The following is a 20638-nucleotide window of genomic DNA, read 5'->3' on the forward strand; positions in this document are numbered from 1 at the left end:
CTCCATCACCCGCGGCTTCAATGCCTGTGGGTGGTACGTCGACTGCACCTCACGGTCGTTCAGCACCGGTGACCACTCCGCCGTCACCAGCCACTACCTGCGCATCCGCGCGGCCACCCCGGCCATCCAGGGCCGCAACCACAACCACGCCCGCACCGGGGCGAAGTCCGCGGACATGCACGACCAGGCCGGCAGCGCGGTCAATCAGGGCGTCGGGTACGTGACGATGCTGATCGGCGCCAACGACGCCTGCACCGGCTCCGAGTCCGCGATGACCCCGGTGAGCACGTTCCGGGCCAACATCGACCGGGCCCTCGACCGACTCCGGGCCGGCCTGCCCGGCGCGCGGGTGGCGGTGATCAGCATTCCGGACATCCACCGACTCTGGCAGGTGGGCAAGGGCAGCAGCAGCGCCCGCAACGCCTGGTCGCTGTTCGGCATCTGCCAGTCCATGCTGGCCAACCCGACTTCCACGCTCCAGGCCGACGTCGACCGGCGCAACCGGGTCCGGCAGCGGGTGGTCGACTACAACACCCAACTCGCCCAGGCCTGCGCCGCGTACGGCCCGAACTGCGACTTCGACGACAATGCGGTGTTCCGCTACCCGTTCGCCCTGAGCCAGGTCTCCACCTGGGACTACTTCCATCCGAACACCAGCGGACAGGCGGTGCTGGCCAGCGTCTCGTACGCCAACGGCTTCGGCTGGTGACCGACCGGTCCGGCGCGCGGGCGGTCACCGTCCGCGCGCCGGCGCGCGCTATCGGTCGGCCCGGCGGCGCGCCCCGGGGCCGGGTCGCGGCACCACGTCCCGGGGGCGGCCCACCTCGTGCCCCTCGGCGCAGCGCAGTTCGACGTGGACCTCAGCCCCGCAGGCCCGGTGCCCCACGGAGAGCGGCGAGCCCTCCGGGTCGGCCAGGTAGCGGTCACCCCAGCCGAGCACCGCCACCAGCACCGGCCACAGGTCGAGTCCCTTCTCGGTCAGCCGGTACTCGTGCCGCACCCGGCTGCCCGGTTCCCGGTACGGCTCGCGGCGCAGCAGACCCTGCTCGACCAGGGTGGCCAGCCGGTTGGTCAGCACCTGCCTTGGGACGCCGGTGCGCACCCGCATGTCGTCGAAGCGGCGGACACCGTTGAAGACCTCGCGGAGCACCACCAGGGTCCACCGCTCGCCCAGAATCGCCATCGCTCGGGCGATGGTGCAGTTCTCCACCGACCAGTCCAGCGCCGCGGGTCTCATACCGACCAGGCTAGGTCTGATTGACAGACTCAGCAATGCGCTGCCAGGCTGAGTCCATGACTCAGACGCAGGGCCCGGCGCGCAGCCGTACCTTCTCCTGGTCCGACCCGACGGCCGGTGCGGCACACGTCGGCCGGCGCGGCGGTCTGGAGCTGCTGCGCGCGATGATCGCCGGCGAGCTGGCCGCACCACCGATCATGCACCTGATCGACATGGCACGGATGGAGGCCGACGAGGGCCGGGTCGCCGTCGAGCTGGTCCCCCAGGAGTTCCACTACAACCCGCTCGGCACCGTCCACGGCGGGGTGATCTCCACCCTGCTGGACACCGCCGCCGCCTGCGCGGTGCACAGCACCCTGCCGGCCGGGGTCGGCTACACCTCGCTCGACCTGAACGTGAAGTTCCTCCGCCCGGTCACCGTCGCCAGCGGCATGCTGCGCTGCGAGGGGACAGTGCTGCAGCGCGGCCGCCGCACCGCCCTCGCGGAGGCCCGCCTCACCGACGCCCCGGGCCGCCTGATCGCGCACGCCACGTCGAGCTGTCTGCTCTTCCCCCTCGACCAGCCCACCTGATCCCACCCCCAGCGGGCCCAGCCGCCCAGGGGCCCGGTGGGCCCGGTGGGCCCGGTGTACCAAGTGGGCTTGGTGGACCCTGGACCCGGTGGACCCGGGGTGGCCGGGTCAGGCGCGGGCGGCGAGGCGGGAGGCGCGGGCGTCCCGCCTCTCCTCGAAGCGGGACGCCGCCCGCTCCAGGTCGTCCAGGTGCCGGGCGATCTGGTCGCGGGCGGCCTCGCCGTCGGCGTCCAGGCCGGTGACGTTGAAGACGTCCCACTGCCGCAGCACCGGCAGAACCACCTCGTCGCGGTGCTGCCGCAGGTCGTAGATGCCGGCCAGGGCGATCGCCACCGACTTGCGGGCGAAGCCCTCGATGCCGACGCCGGGCATCTGGAAGTCGGCCAGCACGTCGGAGACGGCCCGCATCGCCTGGCCCGGCGCCAACTCGAAGGCGGCGCCCAGCAGGTTGCGGTAGAAGACCATGTGCAGGTTCTCGTCGGCGGCCACCCTGGCCAGCAGCGCCTCGCAGGCCGGATCGGCCGTGGCCCGGCCGGTGTTGCGGTGCGAGATCCGGGTGGCCAACTCCTGGAACGACACGTACGCCAGCGAGTGCAGCACCTCGTCCCCGTGCACGTTGTGGTAGCCGGCCGACATGTGCGTCATCCGGGCCCGCTCCAACGCCACCGGGTCGACCGCCCGGGTCACCGTCAGGTAGTCGCGGATGGCGGTGCCGTGCCGCCCCTCCTCGGCGGTCCACCGGTGCACCCAGGTGCCCCAGGCGCCGTCCCGCCCGAAGAGAGTGGCGATCTCGTGGTGGTACGACGGCAGGTTGTCCTCGGTGAGCAGGTTGACGATCAGCGCGGTCCGGGCCACGTCGGGGATGGTGGAGTCCGTTTTCGCCCAGGCCTCGCCGCCCAGCGGCCCGTCGAACGTACGTCCCTCGCTCCACGGCACGTACTCGTGCGGGAACCACTCCTTGGCCATGGACAGGTGCCGGTCGAGGTTCTTCGCGACCACGGGTTCGAGTTCGAGAAGCAGAGCGGTCTGGCTCAGCGGAGCAGTCATGGCGCGTCTCCCTACGGTGGCGTAACTTACGCCACCGTAGGTCGCCGTCGGCGTACGCGCCAGTAGCAAAGGCCCTGTTCACACCTCTTCCGACACGCGGCCCGAACGACGCCGGCAGCTGGTGCTCGCTGGGGCGCCACACTGGACCGACCGCTCCGAGGATCGTCCGCTGGCCAGGCCCGACCGCCCGAGGTCAGCCGACCAGTGGCTTCAGATCCTCCCGGGGCGGGGTCCACTCCCCCGCCGCCGCGGCAGCCTGCTCGCCGGAGCGGATGTCCTTCACCTCGTCGCCCTCCGCGCCGGGGAACCACACGTACGGGATGCCGCGCCGCTCGGCGTACCGGATCTGCTTGCCGAACTTGGCCGCGCTCGGCGACACCTCGGTGGGAATACCCCGGGAGCGCAGCGCTTCGGCGACCGCGTTGCTCGCCGGTCGCTCCTCCTCGGCGGTCACCGCGACCAGCACGCAGGTCGGCACGCTGCGGGAGACCGACAGCGCGTTCGCCCCGAAGAGCAGGCCCAGCAGGCGGGTCACCCCGATGGAGATGCCCACGCCCGGGAAACGGACGGTGCCGGAGCTGGCCAGGTTGTCGTACCGGCCGCCGGAGCAGATCGAGCCGAACCGCTCGTAGCCGGCCAGCTGCGTCTCGTACACGGTGCCGGTGTAGTAGTCCAGCCCTCGGGCGATGCGCAGGTCGGCGACGCAGAGGCCCGGCGAGTGCGCGGCGGCGGTCTCCACCACGGCGACCAACTCGGCGACGCCCTCGTCCAGCAGCGGGTCGCTCACCCCGAGGGCGCGCACGGCGTCGGCGAAGGAGGCGTCCGGCGCGTTGATCTCGGCCAGCGCCAGACACGCCTTGGCCTGCGCCTCGCTCGCCCCGGCGGTCTCGGCCAGCAGCTCGGCCACCCGCACCGGGCCGATCTTGTCGAGCTTGTCGATCGCGCGCAGCGCCGCCTCCGAGTCGGTCAGCCCGACGCCCCGGTAGAAGCCCTCGCAGATCTTGCGGTTGTTGACCTGGATCCGCACGGCTGGAATCGGCAGCGAGCGCAGCGCGTCGCCGATCACCAACGGCATCTCCGCCTCGTGGTGTGCCGGCAGGGTGTCCCGGTCGACGATGTCGATGTCGGCCTGGAGGAACTCCCGGTAGCGCCCCTCCTGGGGGCGCTCGCCCCGCCACACCTTCTGGATCTGGTAGCGGCGGAACGGGAAGTGCAGCTTGCCGGCGTTCTCCAGCACGTACCGGGCGAACGGCACCGTCAGGTCGAAGTGCAGGCCGAGCGCGTCGTCGCCGGCCGCGCCGTCGGCGTCGGCCTGCAACCGGCGCAGCACGTAGACCTCCTTGGAGGTCTCCCCCTTGCGCAACAGCTGGTCGAGGGGCTCCACCGACCGGGTCTCCAACGGCGCGAAACCGTACAGCTCGAACGTGCGGCGGATGCGGTCGAGGACGAACTGCTCGATCATCCGCTGCCCGGTGGTCCACTCGGGGAAGCCGGAGATCGGCGTGGGCTTGCTCATGGCGTACTCCTTGGCAGCCGCGCGCTGCGCGGCAGAGTCTCCGTGGTTACCGCGCGGACCGCGCGGGGAGATCGTGTGCGCTGCCCGATCACAGGCCGCGGGTGGGTGCGGTCGGGCGCGCGTCGCCGCTGCCCGCCACCTCGACGAGGTACGGGTTGGTCGCGCGCTCGCGGCCGATGGTGGTCGCGGGGCCGTGGCCGGGCAGGACGACGGTGTCGTCCGCCAGCGGGAGGACCTTCTCCCGCAGGCTGGCCAGCATCCGGGGCATGCTGCCGCCCGGCAGGTCGGTGCGACCGATCGAGCCGGCGAAGAGCACGTCGCCGGAGAGGCAGATCTGCTCGGCCTCCCAGGGCGAACCGGCGCCGGGCATCCGGAACAGCACCGACCCGCCGGTATGGCCCGGGGCGTGGTCGACGGTGATCTCCAACCCGGCCAGGGCCAGGGTCGCGCCGTCGGTCAGCTCCGCCACGTCGTCCGGCTCGGCGTACGGCAGCCGGCCGCCGAACAGCGCGGTGAGGTCCATCGACAGCGCCTTGGACGGGTCGGCGAGCAACTCCCGGTCGTCCGGGTGGACGTAGGCGGGGATGCCGCGCGCGCCGCAGACCGGCGCCACGGAGAAGGTGTGGTCGAGGTGGCCGTGGGTGAGCAGCACGGCGGCCGGGTGCAGGCGGTGTTCGGCGAGCACGGCGTCGAGCCGGTCCAGCACCCCGATGCCGGGGTCCACCACCACGCACTGCTCCCCCGGCGCGGTCGCCACCACGTAGCAGTTGGTGCCGAAGGCGTCCGCGGGAAAGCCAGCCACGAGCACGTCCGCTCCCCTTCCGTCCAGTCGTCCCCACCGAGCAGCCTAGTCGCCGGGAACGGCCCGGCCCGCCCGGCACACCCGCCCCGAGGGCCACAGTGACGCACTTTGATAAACCGGGGCGGGGCCTCGTACACCACTTTCCCAGCAGGTACCCGTACACTCTGGCGGGCGTGTGGCGTGGCGCACCTGTTCCACGACGGCCGGACGGCCCGAGGCGCCGGTGACGACCAGGGTAGAGGAAGGGGAGCACGGGTGGCTTCCAGCAGGGACCGGCAGCGCAAACTGGCGCGGGCCAAGCTCGACCGGCAGTTGGCCCGACGGGCCGCCGCCACACGGCGGCGTCGACAGATCCAGGCCGGCGTGGGCGCCGCGGTCGTGCTGACGCTGGTCGTGCTCGGCTCGGCGTGGGGCCTGGGCGCCTTCGACCGGGAGCCGAAGCGGGACACCGCCCAGGAGACCTGCCTCTGGACACCCCAGGACGCCGCCGCCAACACCAATCTCAAGGACGTCGGCACCCCGGCCACCACCGGCCTGCCCACCTCCGGCACCCGGCCGATGACGATCACCACCAACCAGGGCGGCCCGGTCACCGCGGAGCTTGACCTCGCCGGCGCGCCCTGCGCCGCGGCCAGCATCGCCCACCTGGCCGGCCGGTCGTTCTTCGACAACACCACCTGCCATGAGATCACCAGCGAGGGCGCGCTGCGCTGCGGCGACCCGAGCGGCACCGGCCTGGGCGGCCCCACCTACTCCTTCTACAGCGAGAACGTCCCCGCGGAGCCGGAGGCGAGCCCGTCGGCCAGCCCGGCCCCCGGTCAGGCGCCGGCGTACCCGAAGGGCACGGTGGCCATGATCGGCAATCCGCCGGGCGCCAACGGCAGCCAGTTCCTGATTTTCTTCAAGGACTTCAACCCGCCCAAGCCGGCGTACCCGGTCATCGGGCGGATCACCGGCGGGCTCGACGTGATCGAGAAGATCGGCACCCTCCCGACCGTGGAGAATGGAGCCGGCGACAAGGTCAAGCCGAAGACCGACGTCGTGATCCAGAAGCTCACCGTCGGCGAGCCGAACCAGGCCGCCCCGGCGCCGACGGGCCCGGCCTCCGGCGCCCCGGCGGCCAGCTCAAGCGCCGGCTGAACCGGACAGACCACCGCACGCGGCACCGACCGCGCAGATACGTCCAGGAGGAGTGACCGTGACGTCCACGAGAGAGCGGCAGCGCGCGGCGGCGCGGGCCAAGCTCGAGCGGGAGATGGCCGAACGCGCGGCCCGGGCCCGCAAGCGCCGGCAGACGCAGGCGATCGTCGGGGCCGGTGCGGTCCTGCTGCTCGTGGTCGCCGGCACTGTCTGGCTGGTGACCACGCTCGGCGGTGACGACGACAAGACCGACACCGCCGCCGCGCCCGAGGGCTTCTCGCAGTGCGCGTACACCGAGGTGCCCACCGAGGGCAGGCCGAAGCAGATCAAGGACGTCGGGCTGCCCCCCAACCAGCAGGTCAACAAGGGCACCCAGACGATGACGATCGACACCAACCTGGGCCCGATCACCGCGAGGATCGACCGTGCCGCCGTCCCCTGCACCGCCGGGAGCTTCACCCACCTGGCCAGCAAGGGCTTCTTCGACAACACCAAGTGCCACCGTTTGGTGACCGAGGGCATCAAGGTGCTCCAGTGCGGCGACCCGAGCGCCACCGGCAAGGGCTGGCGGGAGTCCGACGGCAGCGGCGGCCCGAGCTACAACCTCGCCGAGGAGAACCTGCCCACCGACAAGCGCCCGCCGTACCCGGAGGGCGTGATCGCGATGGCCAACTCGGGCCAGCCGGGCAGCACGGGCAGCCAGTTCTTCATCGTCTACGGCGACTCGCCGCTCGACCCGAACTACACGGTCCTGGGCACGGTCACCGGCGGCATGGACCTGGTCAAGCAGGTCGCGGCGGCCGGTGACGACAAGGCCTTCGCGGCTCAGGCCGGCGGCGGCCACCCGAAGAAGGAGGTCGTCATCAACAAGCTGACCATGAGCGAGATCCAGAACTGATCTCGCCCGTACGACGAAGCGCCCGCCGGCTGGAGCCGGCGGGCGCTTTCTCGTCGATGCCCGGCAGGGCGACGCCTCAGGCCCCTGAGGTGACCCGGTAGGCGTCGAACACGCCGTCGACCTTCCGGACGGCGGCCAGCAGGTGGCCCAGGTGTTTCGGGTCGGCCATCTCGAAGCTGAACCGGCTCACCGCCACCCGGTCCCGGGTGGTGGTGACCGTGGCGGAGAGGATGTTCACCCGCTCGTCGGAGAGCACCCGGGTCACGTCGGCGAGCAGCTTGTGCCGGTCGAGCGCCTCGACCTGGATGGCCACCAGGAACGTCGAGGCGGAGGTGAGCTTCCAGCTGACCTCGACGACCCGCTCGCTCTGTGCCCGCAGGTCCTCGGCGTTGGCGCAGTCGTCCCGGTGCACGCTGACCCCGCCGGAGCGGGTGACGAAGCCGAAGACCGAGTCCGGCGGCACCGGGGTGCAGCAACGGGCCAGCTTGATCCACACGTCGCTGACGCCCCGCACGACCACACCCGGGTCGGCACTGCTCTGCCGGCTGCGGGGCGGCCGGGTGGCGACGGCGGTCTCGGCGATGTCCTCCGCCGCGCCCTCCTCGCCGCCGTAGGAGGCCATCAGCTTCTGCACCACCGACTGGGCGGAAACCTGACTGTCGCCGACCGCCGCGTACAGCGAGGCCACGTCGGCCAGGTGCAGGTCCCGGGCGATCGCCATCAGGTTGTCGGAGGTGAGCATCCGCTGCAACGGCATGCCCTGCTTGCGCATCGCCTTGACGATCGCGTCCTTGCCGGCCTCGATCGCCTCCTCGCGCCGCTCCTTGTTGAAGTACTGGCGGATCTTGGTGCGGGCGCGAGGGCTCTTGACGAAGCCGAGCCAGTCCTGGGTGGGGCCGGCGGTGTCGGACTTCGAGGTGAAGATCTCGATCACGTCGCCGTTGGACAGCGTCGACTCCAGCGGCACCAGCTTGCCGTTGACCCGCGCCCCGATGCACTTGTGCCCCACCTCGGTGTGCACCGCGTACGCGAAGTCCACCGGCGTCGACCCGGTCGGCAGCGGGATGACGTCACCCTTCGGGGTGAAGACGTACACCTCCTGGCTGGACAGGTCGAACCGCAGCGCGTCCAGGAACTCGCTCGGGTCCGCCGCCTCCCGCTGCCAGTCCAGCAGCTGGCGCAGCCAGGTCATCTCGTCGATGTGCGCCGGCGGGCCGACGATCTGGGTGCCCTTGTGCTCCTTGTACTTCCAGTGCGCGGCGATGCCGAACTCGGCGGTGCGGTGCATGGCGTACGTGCGGATCTGCATCTCCACCGGCTTGCCGGTGGGCCCGATGACCGTCGTGTGCAACGACTGGTACATGTTGAACTTGGGCATCGCGATGTAGTCCTTGAACCGGCCCGGCACCGGCTGCCAGTTGGCGTGGATGACGCCCAACGCCGCGTAGCAGTCCCGCACCGTGTCGACCAGGATTCGCACCCCGACCAGGTCGTAGATGTCGTTGAAGTCGCGGCCCCGCACGATCATCTTCTGGTAGATCGAGTAGAGGTGCTTCGGCCGCCCGGTGGTCTCCGCCTTGATCTTGGCGGCCTTTAGGTCGGCGCCGACCTTCTGCGTCACCTGGCGCAGCAGCGACTCCCGCTGCGGCTGGTGCTCCCCGATCAGCCGGTTGATCTCCTCGAACCGCTTCGGGAACAGGGTGCCGAAGGCCAGGTCCTCCAGCTCCCACTTGATGGTGTTCATACCGAGGCGGTGCGCCAGCGGAGCGAGGATCTCCAGCGTCTCCTTCGCCTTCTGCTCCTGCTTGGGGCGGGGCAGGAAGGTCAGGGTCCGCATGTTGTGCAGCCGGTCGGCCAGCTTGATCACCAGCACCCGCGGGTCCTTGGCCATGGCCACGACCATCTTGCGGATCGTCTCCGCCTTGGCCGCGTCGCCCAACTTGACCTTGTCGAGCTTGGTCACGCCGTCGACCAGGAGGGTCACCTCCGGGCCGAAGTCGGCCCGCATCTGGTCGAGGGTGTACTCGGTGTCCTCGATCGTGTCGTGCAGCAGCGCCGCCACCAAAGTCGTGGTGTCCATCCCCAGGTTGCCCAGGATGGTGGCCACCGCCAGGGGGTGCGTGATGTATGGATCGCCGGACTTGCGGTACTGGCCGGAGTGCCAGCGTGCCGCGGTGTCGAACGCCCGCTGCAACAGCCGGGCGTCCGCCTTGGGGTGGTTCTCGCGGTGGGTGGCGATCAGCGGCTCCAGCACCTCGCTGACCTGCGAGCTCTGCCAGGGTGCGTTGAACCGGGCCAGCCGGGCCCGCACCCGGCGGCCGGTGGGCGCGTTGGACAGCCCGAAACCGGCGCTCGGCAGTGGGTCGCCGTCGGCGCACGGCGTGACCGTCCCCGCGCCGGTAGGACCGGCCTCGGCAGCCGTGCCGTCGCCCGTCACCCGGCCCGGCGGGTTGCTCTTCCGCTCGGTCACCGAGCCATCAGCATCGCCTGTCGGGTGCACCGTGCCCTCCACCGGAGGGACGACATCGTGGGACACCGGCCTCCTCACCGCTCGCCGGGAACGCGCCGGCCGTCCGGCCGACGTCCTCTGCAACCGGCCCGTGGGCCGGTCTTGTTCCGCCCCGGCACCCCCGGCCGGTGCGGTCCTCGCGCCGCCCGGACGGTCGCCCGTCCGCTCAGCAAAGGGCCATGCTACCCGCACGGTGGGTGCGGTGCCCCTCCGCCGGACGGACGGTGCCCGCACCTGGCCCGGGACGCCGCTGTCAAACGGTCAGCAGGGCATGGACCGGGCGACCGGCCAGCCTCTCGCGGCCCTTCAGGAAGCCCAGTTCCAGCAGGACGGTGAAACCGGCGACCGTGCCGCCGGCGCGCTCCACGAGGTCGAGGGTGGCCTCGGCGGTGCCGCCGGTGGCCAGCACGTCGTCGACCACCAACACCCGGTGCCCGGCGGTGAAGGCGTCCTGGTGGACCTCCAGGGTGGCCTCCCCGTACTCCAGCGCGTACGAGGCCGCGTAGGCGGGCCGGGGCAGCTTGCCGGCCTTACGCACCGGAACCACCCCCATCCCGGTCGCGTACGCGATGGCCGCCGCGATCACGAAGCCCCGGGCCTCGATGCCCACCACGATGTCGAACGAGTCGCGCCCGTGGTGCGCGACGATCCCGTCGATCACCGCACGGAACGCGTCGCCGTCTGCGAAGAGCGGCATCAGGTCCTTGAACATCACACCCGGCTTGGGGAAGTCCGGCACGTCCAGGACCCGGCTGGCCACCAGCCGGGCGACCTCCGGACCGCTGTCTCCCCGTACCCCGGTGCTGTGGGTCTGCGTCACGGTGCTCCCTCTCGTACGACGACGGCGTCCTTCCTGCCGCTGGCACAGCATGAAGGACGCCGTCGGGTCGTCACCTACCGGGTCGGCTCGGTCAGCGGCGCCTGCCGCCACCCGGCCGGTTGCCCCCGCCGGCCCGCCCGCCACGGGCGGCGTTCTGCCGCTTGCCGGCCGGCCGGGCACCCACCTTGGGCGCGCTGCCGGCCAGCGCCGCCGCCTCCGGGTCGAGCGCGTCGGCGTCGCCCTCGGCCGGCCGTGGCGCACCCTTCGGGGTGACCTCGCCGCGGGCGAGCGCGCCGCGCCGGGCCAGCACCCGCTTGTTGTGCGCGGCGATCCGCGGCTCCTGGTCCTTCAGCATGACCAGGAGGGGGGTGGCCAGCAGGATCGAGGTCAGGAACGCCACCGCCATACCGACGAAGAGCACCAGACCCAGGTCCTTCAGGGTGCCCGCGCCCAGCAGGCCGGCGCCGATGAAGAGCAGGCCACCGACCGGGAGCAGCGCCACCACCGAGGTGTTCAGCGACCGCATCAGCGACTGGTTCAACGCCAGGTTGGCCGCCTCGCCGTACGTCTGGTGGTTGTTGGCGGTGATGCCCCGGGTGTTCTCCTGAACCTTGTCGAAGACCACCACCACGTCGTAGAGCGCGAAGCCCAGGATGGTGAGGAAACCGATGATCGTCGACGGGGTGACCTCGAAGCCGACCAGCGAGTAGATGCCGGCGGTGAGGATCAGGTTCATGAACAGCGAGACGATCGCGGCGACCGCCATCCGCCACTCGAAGCGGATGATCAGGTAGATCGCCACCACGAGCACGAAGATGACCAGGCCGAGCAGGGCCCGGGAGGTCACCTGCTCACCCCAGGCCTTGCTGACCTGGTTGCCGCTGATCTGGTCGGCGCTGATCCCGAACTCCCGGGCGATCTCGTCCTTGACCTCGATGGCCTGCTCCGGGCTGAGCTGTGAGGTGCGCAGCTCGTAGTACTCGCCGCTGGTGCTGCCGACCTGCTGCGCGGTGACCACCTCGGCGCCGCCGCCCTTGGCCGCCAGCGCCTCCTCGACCTTCGCCTCGGCCTGGTCCAGGGTGCCGACGCTCGCCGGCACCTGGAACGAGTTGCCGCCGGCGAACTCGATGCCGAGGCTGAACTTGAGCGTCGCGAAGCTGAGGATCGCGATCAGGACCAGCACGCCGGCCAGGGCGAACCAGAGCTTGCGGCGACCGACGACCTCGAGCCCGGCCTCACCGCGGTAGAGCCGGCTCGCGAGACCACCTTCACCAGCCATCTCAGGCCTCCTTGACACGCGGGGTGCGGGGGTTGGTCTGCTCGGTGCGGGCCGGCAGGGCCCGGCCGAGACCGCTGACCCGTGGGGAGAGGAACGCCCTGGTCCGGGCGAACATCGTCATGATCGGGTGCCGGAAGAGGAAGACCACGACCAGGTCGAGCACCGTGGCCAGACCGAGGGCGAAGGCGAAGCCCTTCACCGTGCCGACCGAGACGACGTAGAGCACCACCGCCGACATCAGGGTGATCGCGTTCGCCGAGATGATCGTCCGGCGGGCCCGGATCCAGGCGCGGGGCACCGCGCTGCGCGGGCTGCGCCCCTCCCGGATCTCGTCCTTGAGCCGTTCGAAGTAGATGACGAACGAGTCCGCCGCCACGCCGAGCGAGACGATCATGCCGGCGATGCCGGCGAGGGTGAGGGTGAAGCCGATCTGCCGGCCGAGGACCACCAGCGCGCCGAAGACCAGCAGCGCCGAGAGCACCAGGCTCAGGAAGATCACCGAGCCGAGCAGCCGGTAGTAGAAGAACGAGTAGAGGATGACCAGCAGCATGCCGATGCCGGCGGCCAGCAGACCCGCCCGCAGGTGGCTCTCGCCCAGGGTGGCGGTGACGTTCTGCTGCTCCTGTTGCTCGAAGGTCACCGGCAGCGCGCCGTAGCGCAGGTTGCCGGCCAGCGCGTTGGCGTCCTTCTGGTTGAAGTTGCCGGTGATCTGCGAGTCGCCGGTCAGCACGCCCTGGATCTCCGGCGAGGAGACGATCTTGTTGTCCAGCACGACCGCCACCCGGCACTTGCCGTCCTGCCCGAGGGCTGACGCGTCACAGGCGTTACCGGTGTTGTTGAACGCCTCCCGGGTCAGCTCGGTCCACTTGCTCTGGCCGCCACCGGTGAAGTTCAGGCTGACCACCCACTGGCTGGTCTGGTCGAGCGCGGCGTCGGCGTCGGAGACGTCGGTGCCGAGCACCTTCGCGACGTCGAGCAGGTTCTTGACCGCGCCCCCCTCGCAGGCGACCGCCCGCTGCTTCTCGTCCTTGACCGACCCGGCGGGACGGGCGTCCAGCTGGGCGCAGGTGATCGTCGGGACGTTGAACTGCATCTCCGGCGTCAGCACGGCCACCTCCTGCGGGGAGAGCGCGCCGAACGGCTTGAGCCGCTCCGCCAGGGAGGGGTCGGTGGCGAGGTCGGCCGGCGCCTGCAGGCCGCTCGCCGCGGCCCAGGCTGCGGCGCCGACCTTCTTCTCGACCGCCGCGCGCTGCTCCTGGATGCTCTGCGGCACCGGGGCGGCGTCGGCGCTCGGCGAGGCCGATGCGGACGGGCTGGCGCTGGGGGTCGGCGCGGGGGCGCCGCCACCCTGGCCACCGGCGCTCGGGGAGGCGGTCGCCTTCGCCGGGGCGCTGCCGGACGGCTGCGGCGACGGGCTGCCCGAGGGCTGGGGCGACCCGCTGGCCGACGGCGACGGGGCCGGGGTGGCGACCGCGCCGCCACCGTCGGTGATCTTCAGCACCTTACGGAAGCGCAACTCGGCGGCGGTGCCGACGCCGCTCATGTCGCGGTTCTCGCCGGGCAGGGAGATGACGATGTTCCGGTTGCCCTCGGTGACCACCTCGGCCTCGGCCACGCCGTAGGCGTTGACCCGGCTCTCGATGATCTGCCGGGCCTCTTCGAGGTTCTCCGGGGTCGGCGGCCTGCCGTCGAGGGTGTTGGTGGCCTCCAGGGTGAGCCGGGTGCCGCCGACCAGGTCCAGACCGAGCCGAGGCTCCAGCCGGTCCTTCCAGCCGCCGCTCGCCCCGCCCGAGAAGAACACCAGAAGATAGAGGACGACGAAGATGAGCCCGAGTACGGCGAGTTGCCGCCCGGGGCGCATCTGTCCCTGAGGTGGTGCCACGGCTGTCGTGTCTCCCTGTAACGGTCGCGCCGCCGGTGCGGTGGCGGCGATGTCGGACCGGGGGCCCGGCCGACGTGCTCCACGGAGCCGGCGCCGACGGTCGGCACGACCGCCCGCCGCCGACGCGGGAGCGTCGTATAGGCGGGCGCGCCGCTCCGGCGTCGGACGCCGGCTCACCTGTCCAGTTGTCCTGTCACCCCGCCCGGCCGTGGAGGGCGGGCGGGATGACCGTCACTCCTTGACGGCGTCCGCGTCCCCGGCGACCGGCTCGCTCGTCGACTCGGTGCTCTCGGCCCTGGCGACCACCCGGGCGATGGCCGGCCTGGCGTAGCGGGTCTGCACGCCGGGAGCCACCTCGAGCAGCACGGTGTCGTCATCCACGCCGGTGACCGTGCCGTAGAGCCCACCGATGGTGACGACCTCGTCCCCGGCGGCGAGCCCCTTCTGCATGGCCTCGGCCTCGCGGCGGCGCTTCTGCTGCGGCCGGATCATCATGAAGTACATGACCCCGAAGAGCAGGGCGATCATGATGATCGGCGTCAGACCACCGGCGCCTCCGCCGGACTGTGCTGCGTAAAGCACGGTGTGCGACCTTCCCATTGGCCCCCGTCCGGCACCGGAGCGCCGGAGCGGAGGCGGATTCTCACATCCTGTACAGACCGCGGCGAGTCTAATCCCTGCGCCTGAGAACGCCGAATGCGGTGCAGATCACGTTCGGATCACGGCTGGTCGGGCGCGCTGGAGAACAGATCGGGTGCGGCTGGGGCATCGATGCCAAATGTACCATTTGGCGGCGTACGGCCCAGGTGTCGCCAGGCCGCCTCGGTGGCCACCCGCCCCCGGGGCGTCCGGGCCAGCAAGCCGGCCCGCACCAGGAAGGGCTCGCAGACCTCCTCCACGGTGTCGGGCTGCTCCCCCACCGCCACGGCGAGCGTGGAGAGCCCGACCGGGCCACCCCGGAACGAGTCCACCAGCGCGGTCAGCACCGCCCGGTCCAGCCGGTCCAGGCCGAGCGCGTCGACGTCGTACACCGTGAGAGCGGCCCGGGCCGTCTCCAGGGTGACCACCCCGTCGGCCCGGACCTCGGCGAAGTCCCGGACCCGGCGCAGCAGCCGGTTGGCGATCCGGGGCGTGCCGCGCGACCGGCCGGCGATCTCGGTGGCCCCGTCGTGGGTGATCGGCACGCCGAGGATCCGCGCCGAGCGGTGCAGCAGCGTCTCCAGGTCGGCCGGGGAGTAGAAGTCCAGGTGCGCGACGAAGCCGAACCGGTCGCGCATCGGGCCGGTGAGCAGGCCCGACCGGGTGGTGGCGCCGACCAGGGTGAACGGCTCGACGTCCAGCGGGATGGCGGTGGCGCCCGGCCCCTTGCCCACCACCACGTCGACCCGGAAGTCCTCCATCGCGCTGTAGAGCAGCTCCTCCGCCGGCTTGGCGATCCGGTGGATCTCGTCGATGAAGAGCACGTCGCCCTCGGCGAGACTGGTCAGGATCGCCGCCAGGTCGCCGGAGCGTTCGATCGCCGGGCCGCTGGTCACCCGGATGGCCGAGCCCAGTTCCGCGGCGACGATGTTGGCCAGGGTCGTCTTCCCGAGGCCGGGCGGCCCGGACAGCAGGATGTGATCCGGCGGCGAGCCACGGCGCATCGCGCCCTGTAGCAGCAGGTCGAGCTGGTCGCGGACCCGGTGCTGGGCGATGAACTCGTCCAGCCGCTTCGGGCGGACGCTGGCCTCCGCGTCCAGCTCGGCGTCGTCGACGTACGCCGAGACGAGGCCGTCGTCGGTCATCGGGTCCGGCCCAACAGCCGGATGGCCTGCTTCAACAGGACCGGCACGGGCGGCGTCTCCCCGCCGACGGTCTCGGCGACCGCCGCGACCGCCTGGTCGGCCTGCGCGGCCGTCCAGCCGAGCCCGACGAGGGCCTGGCGGACCTGCTCGGGCCAGGCCCCGGCGGTGACGCCGGCCGCGCCGTCGACGCCCACCGGCACCGGGCCGATCCGGTCCCGCAGCTCCAGCACCAGGCGCTCGGCGCCCTTCTTGCCGATGCCGGGGACCCGGGTCAACGCCGCGGTGTCGGCGTTGGCGATGGCCTTACGGACCGCGTCCGGGGTGTGCACGGCGAGCACCGCCTGGGCCAGCCGGGGGCCGACCCCGCTGGCGGTCTGGAGCAACTCGAAGAGCTGCTTGGCGTCGTCGTCGGCGAAGCCGTAGAGGGTGAGCGAGTCCTCCCGGACGACCAGGCTGGTGGCGAGCCGGGCCGGCTGGCCGACCCGCAGCTCGGCGAGGGTGCCGGGGGCGCACTGCACCGCCAGGCCCACCCCGCCGACCTCCACCACCGCGTGGTCCGGACCGGTCGCGGTCACCGTGCCGCGCACGCTGGCGATCATCGTGCTCCTCCTCGTCGTACCCGGTCGGCGGCGGCGGCCAGCTTCGAGCGGGTGCCGCCGCGCCACACGTGGCAGATGGCCAGGGCCAGGGCGTCGGCCGCGTCGGCCGGCTTCGGCGGCTCGGGCAGCCGCAGCAGCCGGGTCACCATCGCGGTCATCTGCTTCTTGTCGGCCTGACCGGAACCGGTCACCGCCGCCTTGACCTCGCTGGGCGTGTACGTCTGCACCGGCAGTCCGGCGCGTGCGCCGGCGAGCACGGCCACCCCGCTGGCCTGGGCGGTGCCCATCACGGTGCGAACGTTGTGCTGGCTGAAGACCCGCTCCACGGCGACCGCGTCCGGCCGGTGCTCGGCGACCAGGTCGGTGAGCGAGCGGTCCAGGTGCAGCAGGCGCAGGGCCAGGTCGTCGTGGGGATCGGTGTAGATGACGTAGTAGGCGATCAACGTGCAGGGGCGGCCCGGCACGCCCTCGACCACGCCGACTCCGCACCGGGTCAGCCCCGGGTCGACGCCCAGCACGCGCACGCCGCCTCCTCCCCAGCCGCCAGCAGTACGTGTGTTCGACACCCTACTGGTGCCCGCCGACGACCGCCGGGCCGGACACGCCGCCCGGGCGGGGAGCCGGGCCGTCCGGAGGAACTCGTCGACGCCGGCACGCGCGACCGGCCGGGCGGTCAGCGGGGGCCGATTCCCTCCAGCACCCCGTCGACGACCCGCTCGGGAAGGATCCGCTCGTCGAGCTCCGGATGCCAGCGCAGCATCCGCTGCATCAGCATCGGACCGGTGAGCAGCGCCATCGCCACCTCGACGTCGAGGTCGGCCCGGAGCTCGCCGGTGCGGATCCCGCGCCGTAGCACCTCGCGCATCAGCTGCCGGCGCGGCTCGATGATGTTCTGGTAGAGCTGGTAGTGGTCCGGGCTGCGGTTTACCTCCGGCACCAGGCAGGGCATGATCCGCGCGGCGCGGGGGTCTATGTGCCGCCCGACGGCGCCGACGAGCAGCACCAGGTCGTCCCGGACGGAGTAGCCGGCCGGCTGTGGCACGACGCCCCTGAGTCGGCGCAGCGCGTCCAGCAGAAGCGCGTCCTTGCCCGGCCAGCGCCGGTAGATGGTGGCCTTGCCGACCCCGGCGCGGGCCGCGATCGCCTCGATGGAGAGCGTCTCGACGGTGCTGCCCTCGGCGAGCAGGTCGAGGGTGGCCTCGATGATGGCCTCGTCCGCGGTGGAAGTCATGTCGGACATTGTCCCGAACCTAGGCGGTTCCGGCCAATTCCCGTTCGCCCACCGGCGTGCCGGCCGGCCCGGTCGCCCGGCCGGGCATCCACCGCAGCACGACGAGGATGCCCAGGGCGGCCACCGCCGAGGCGACCCCCGCCGCCCAGTGCATGGCCGACACGTACGACGCGTTGGCCGCCGCGATCAGCGTCGGCGCGGCCGGCCCGAGCTGGGCCGCCGCCGCGTACGCGCCGGAGACGGACTCGGTGGCGGCGTCGCGGGCCGACGCGGGCAGCCGGTCGACGGCGCCGGCGATGTCCGCGCGGTAGACCGCGGAGAGCAGCGAGCCGAGCACGGCCACGCCCAGCGCGCCGGCGACCTGCCGGACGGTGTTGCTGACCGCGGAGCCCACGCCGGCCTTCTCCCGGGGCAGCGCCGACATGATGGACTCGGTGGCCGGCGGCATGATGTTGGCCATCCCGGTGCCCTGGAGGAAGAAGAGGACCAGCACCACCCAGATCGGCGTGGTCTCCCCGACGAAGGCGAGGCCGCCGAGCGCGACCGCGGTCAACGCCAGCCCCACGACTGCGACCGCCCGGCCGCCGTACCGGCGAACCATGGCCGCGCTGCGCGGGGCGAAGAGCAGCTGGGCGCCGGCGAAGGGCAGGAAGAGCAGGCCGGTCTCCAGCGGGCTGTAGCCACGGACCAGTTGCAGGTAGAACGAGCTGAAGAAGAAGAAGCCCATCGCGGCGAAGAAGACCAGCCCGATGATCACCACCGGTGCGGCGAAACGCGGCACCCGGAACAGCCGGACGTCCAGTGACGGATGGTCGCTGCGCCGTTCGTGCGCGATGAACAGGGCCAGCAGCGTCAGCCCGCCGACGACCGAGAGCCACACCAGCGGGCGGCCGAAGCCGTGCTCGCCGCCGTCGATGATGCCGTAGGTCAGGGCGACCAGACCCACCACCGAGAGCAGCACGCCGAGCAGGTCCACCCGGCCGGGGTGCGGGTCGCGCGACTCGGGCACCAGCAGCGCCACCAGGACCACGCCGACCGCCACCACCGGCACGTTGATCAGGAAGACCGAGCCCCACCAGTAGCGTTCCAGCAACGCGCCGCCGAGGATCGGACCGATCGCCACGGCGAGTCCCACGGCGCCGGCCCAGACGCCGATCGCCCGGCCCCGTTCCCGAGGGTCGAAGACGTTGGAGATGATCGACAGGGTCACCGGCATGATCGCCGCGCCGCCCACGCCCATCAGCGCACGCGCCGCGATCAGCTGGCCGGGGGTCTGCGCGTACGCCGACAGCAGCGACGCCAACCCGAAGAGCACCAGCCCGATCATCAGGAAGCGACGCCGCCCGGAACGGTCGCCGAGCACGCCGCAGGTGAAGAGCAGCCCGGCGAAGACCAGCGTGTAGGAGTTGATCGCCCACTCCAGCTCGCCCTGGCTGGCGCCGAGGCCGTGCACCGGGTCGGCCAGGGTGCGCAGCGCGACGTTGAGGATGGTGTTGTCGAGCACGACGACGAGCAGGCTGACCACCAGCACACCGAGGATCGCCCAGCGCCTGGGATGTCCGGTGTTCTCGTGCGGTTCCATGTGCGGTTCTCCCCCCGGACGCCCGGCCGCAAAATACGATACGGGCGCGACTCGTAATACGCCCCGAGCGTATGGTGCCGCCTTCCGATACGGAACGGTTTCGTATCGCTTGTGATGGGTGTCACCGACAGGCCGGCCGGTCGTCCCGCGCCGGCTTCGCGCCGGGCGGCCCGGGCACCCGGCGCCCTTCCGCTCAAGAACTTGAGTACGTAGCAGTTGGAACCACGGCGACGGCTGCGAGGGTTGACCTCAAGCCGACTCAAGGTTGCACGATTGCGGTCATGCCAATGGGCCTCAGGGTGGAGATCTTCTCGGCGGACCCGGATCGGTCCTCACGCTTCTACGAACGGGTCCTGGGATTCGCCATCGAGGACCGCCAGGTGACCGACGGACGCCGGTACGTGGCGATACGCCGCGACGACGTGCGGATCGGCATCGGCGAAGGCGGCGTGGATGTGCCCCGGGAGGTCCGAGCCGTTCCGGCAGGCACCGAAATCGTGCTGGAAGTGGACGACGTGCGCCGGGAGTTGGCGTCCGTGGCTACGGCTGGCTGGCCGCTGGAGTCTCAGCTGCGCCGGCAGCCCTGGGGGCTGGAAGACTTCCGGCTCTTCGACCCGGACGGCTACTTCCTGCGCATCACCGCCCGACACCCCTCTCCCAACGAGAGCTGAGCAGCCACGAAAACAGGCACAGAACGGCACCGGCGGCTCTGGGCGACACCGCCAAGCGTCCGGTTCGTCCCTGCGCGCGCGGGCCGTCCGGGTTGACCGGGTGGCCGCGGGCGGGGAATGGGGGCCCTCCGCCGGTCGTTACACCCCCTGGACGACCGCAGGAGCAGCCCCCGCTGCCTGGCCCGATGCGTTTGCCGCTGGCGGAATGATGTCGGGTCACCGGTCGTTACACATGGTCCCGGCGCCGCGAGCCGGGCGCGCTTCGCCCCTCGCGGGTGTGTACGACGCGACCCCGCGCTGCCTGTTGGCTCGTGAAGCCTGCCGGTTCCTCTTGATCTTTCTTAGCGCCTGTTCGAGGTGCCACGTGTGGCCCCACCCCATGGAGCCGCACGTGTCGACCCCCTTGTGAAGGAGCTTCCCCCATGAACACGATCATGCGTAAGACCGTTCTCGGCATCGCCGGTCTGGCGTTCGCCGGCGGCCTCGCCGCCGGCCCGATGAACCACGGCACCGCCGTCGAGACCGTCGACAGCAACCCCGTCGCCTTCGTGCAGGCCGACAAGCCCGACACCGCCAAGCTGATCCCGCACGGTGTGCAGGGCGCGCAGTCGCGGATCGACCTGTCGGACGAGCAGGTCGGCAACGTGAAGGCGATCATCGCGGCGACGAAGAAGGCCGGGATGGACGAGCGGGCCGCGGTGGTGTCGATCGCGACCGCGTTGCAGGAGTCGAAGCTGGAGAACCTGGGTCACCTGGGTGACCGCAACGACCACGACTCGCAGGGCCTGTTCCAGCAGCGTCCGTCCTCGGGTTGGGGCACGGTGGAGCAGATCACCGACCCCGAGTACTCGACCACGGCGTTCCTGAAGGGTCTCAAGCAGGTCGACGGCTGGCAGGACATGCCGCTGACCCGGGCCGCGCAGACCGTGCAGGTCTCGGCCTACCCGGACCACTACGCCCAGTGGGAGCAGCAGGCCGCCGACCTCGTCGCCGAGCACTGGAACAGCTGACCCACGCAGCACGCTGGCCGGCACCCCACCACGGGGTGCCGGCCAGCGGCGTCCAGGCA

General features: G+C 71.7%; 20 protein-coding genes. 6 read left to right on the forward strand and 14 right to left on the reverse strand.

What is annotated here, in order from left to right:
• Positions 1-709, forward strand: a 709-nt coding sequence (locus tag E1193_RS02965; RefSeq protein WP_132179974.1) for a GDSL-type esterase/lipase family protein, incomplete at its 5' end; no start/stop codon positions are given.
• A 48-nt stretch (positions 710-757) separates the two neighbouring features.
• Here the strand turns inward: E1193_RS02965 and E1193_RS02970 are convergent.
• The gene (locus tag E1193_RS02970; RefSeq protein WP_132179976.1) at positions 758-1237 is read right to left on the reverse strand and encodes a helix-turn-helix domain-containing protein; all 480 of its coding nucleotides are present in this window, start codon (positions 1235-1237) and stop codon (positions 758-760) included.
• 56 nt (positions 1238-1293) lie between these two features.
• On the opposite strand from E1193_RS02970, the gene E1193_RS02975 reads away from it, so the two are divergent.
• Complete coding sequence (locus E1193_RS02975) at positions 1294-1809, forward strand: PaaI family thioesterase (protein WP_132179978.1); 516 nt, start codon at positions 1294-1296, stop codon at positions 1807-1809.
• Between the two features lie 108 nt (positions 1810-1917).
• Here E1193_RS02975 and E1193_RS02980 read toward each other — a convergent pair whose 3' ends face one another.
• From E1193_RS02980 to E1193_RS02990, 3 genes are all read right to left on the reverse strand, one after another.
• A complete protein-coding gene (locus E1193_RS02980; protein WP_132179980.1) occupies positions 1918-2856 on the reverse strand; it encodes an acyl-ACP desaturase in 939 nt (312 codons plus the stop codon).
• Positions 2857-3049: 193 nt separating this feature from the next.
• Positions 3050-4372, reverse strand: coding sequence for a histidine--tRNA ligase (hisS, locus tag E1193_RS02985; protein ID WP_132179982.1), 1323 nt, complete (start codon positions 4370-4372; stop codon positions 3050-3052).
• Between the two features lie 88 nt (positions 4373-4460).
• Positions 4461-5180 (reverse strand): MBL fold metallo-hydrolase, encoded by a 720-nt coding sequence (locus tag E1193_RS02990; protein WP_132179984.1) that lies wholly within the window; start codon positions 5178-5180, stop codon positions 4461-4463.
• Positions 5181-5429: 249 nt separating this feature from the next.
• On the opposite strand from E1193_RS02990, the gene E1193_RS02995 reads away from it, so the two are divergent.
• On the forward strand, positions 5430-6314 hold the full coding sequence (locus E1193_RS02995; RefSeq protein ID WP_132179986.1) for a peptidylprolyl isomerase: 885 nt from the start codon (positions 5430-5432) through the stop codon (positions 6312-6314).
• A gap of 58 nt (positions 6315-6372) precedes the next feature.
• Positions 6373-7212 carry a peptidylprolyl isomerase gene (locus E1193_RS03000; RefSeq protein ID WP_132179988.1) on the forward strand — a complete coding sequence of 280 codons (840 nt, stop codon included), beginning with the start codon at positions 6373-6375 and terminating at the stop codon, positions 7210-7212.
• A 76-nt stretch (positions 7213-7288) separates the two neighbouring features.
• On the opposite strand, the gene E1193_RS03005 is transcribed toward E1193_RS03000, so the two are convergent.
• From E1193_RS03005 to E1193_RS03050, 10 genes are all read right to left on the reverse strand, one after another.
• A complete protein-coding gene (locus E1193_RS03005; RefSeq protein ID WP_207922535.1) occupies positions 7289-9724 on the reverse strand; it encodes a bifunctional (p)ppGpp synthetase/guanosine-3',5'-bis(diphosphate) 3'-pyrophosphohydrolase in 2436 nt (811 codons plus the stop codon).
• A 250-nt stretch (positions 9725-9974) separates the two neighbouring features.
• Complete coding sequence (locus tag E1193_RS03010) at positions 9975-10541, reverse strand: adenine phosphoribosyltransferase (protein WP_132179992.1); 567 nt, start codon at positions 10539-10541, stop codon at positions 9975-9977.
• A 91-nt stretch (positions 10542-10632) separates the two neighbouring features.
• Positions 10633-11820, reverse strand: coding sequence for a protein translocase subunit SecF (secF, locus tag E1193_RS03015; RefSeq protein ID WP_132179994.1), 1188 nt, complete (start codon positions 11818-11820; stop codon positions 10633-10635).
• A gap of 1 nt (position 11821) precedes the next feature.
• A complete protein-coding gene (gene secD, locus E1193_RS03020) occupies positions 11822-13702 on the reverse strand; it encodes a protein translocase subunit SecD (protein WP_207922533.1) in 1881 nt (626 codons plus the stop codon).
• Between the two features lie 231 nt (positions 13703-13933).
• Complete coding sequence (gene yajC / locus E1193_RS03025) at positions 13934-14284, reverse strand: preprotein translocase subunit YajC (protein WP_207922534.1); 351 nt, start codon at positions 14282-14284, stop codon at positions 13934-13936.
• A 137-nt stretch (positions 14285-14421) separates the two neighbouring features.
• Positions 14422-15486 (reverse strand): Holliday junction branch migration DNA helicase RuvB, encoded by a 1065-nt coding sequence (gene ruvB / locus E1193_RS03030; RefSeq protein WP_132179998.1) that lies wholly within the window; start codon positions 15484-15486, stop codon positions 14422-14424.
• Complete coding sequence (gene ruvA / locus E1193_RS03035) at positions 15483-16085, reverse strand: Holliday junction branch migration protein RuvA (RefSeq protein WP_132180000.1); 603 nt, start codon at positions 16083-16085, stop codon at positions 15483-15485. The genes ruvB and ruvA overlap by 4 nt, the downstream gene beginning before the upstream one ends.
• Complete coding sequence (gene ruvC, locus E1193_RS03040; RefSeq protein ID WP_132180002.1) at positions 16082-16609, reverse strand: crossover junction endodeoxyribonuclease RuvC; 528 nt, start codon at positions 16607-16609, stop codon at positions 16082-16084. Before ruvC ends, ruvA begins: the two co-directional genes overlap by 4 nt.
• 149 nt (positions 16610-16758) lie before the next feature.
• Positions 16759-17316 (reverse strand): TetR/AcrR family transcriptional regulator, encoded by a 558-nt coding sequence (locus tag E1193_RS03045; protein ID WP_243707253.1) that lies wholly within the window; start codon positions 17314-17316, stop codon positions 16759-16761.
• A 19-nt stretch (positions 17317-17335) separates the two neighbouring features.
• A complete protein-coding gene (locus E1193_RS03050; protein ID WP_132180006.1) occupies positions 17336-18898 on the reverse strand; it encodes an MFS transporter in 1563 nt (520 codons plus the stop codon).
• A gap of 281 nt (positions 18899-19179) precedes the next feature.
• Here E1193_RS03050 and E1193_RS03055 point away from each other — a divergent pair, with 281 nt between their 5' ends.
• Together E1193_RS03055 and E1193_RS03060 are read left to right on the forward strand one after the other, a co-directional pair.
• Entirely contained in the window at positions 19180-19569 is a 390-nt protein-coding gene (locus E1193_RS03055; RefSeq protein WP_165945615.1) for a VOC family protein, read from the forward strand.
• A gap of 422 nt (positions 19570-19991) precedes the next feature.
• Positions 19992-20579 (forward strand): hypothetical protein, encoded by a 588-nt coding sequence (locus E1193_RS03060; RefSeq protein ID WP_132180010.1) that lies wholly within the window; start codon positions 19992-19994, stop codon positions 20577-20579.
• Positions 20580-20638 lie beyond the last annotated feature (59 nt).

This window comes from Micromonospora sp. KC606 (genome assembly GCF_004348675.1).
In the GTDB taxonomy this organism is placed as follows: Bacteria; Actinomycetota; Actinomycetes; order Mycobacteriales; family Micromonosporaceae; genus Micromonospora.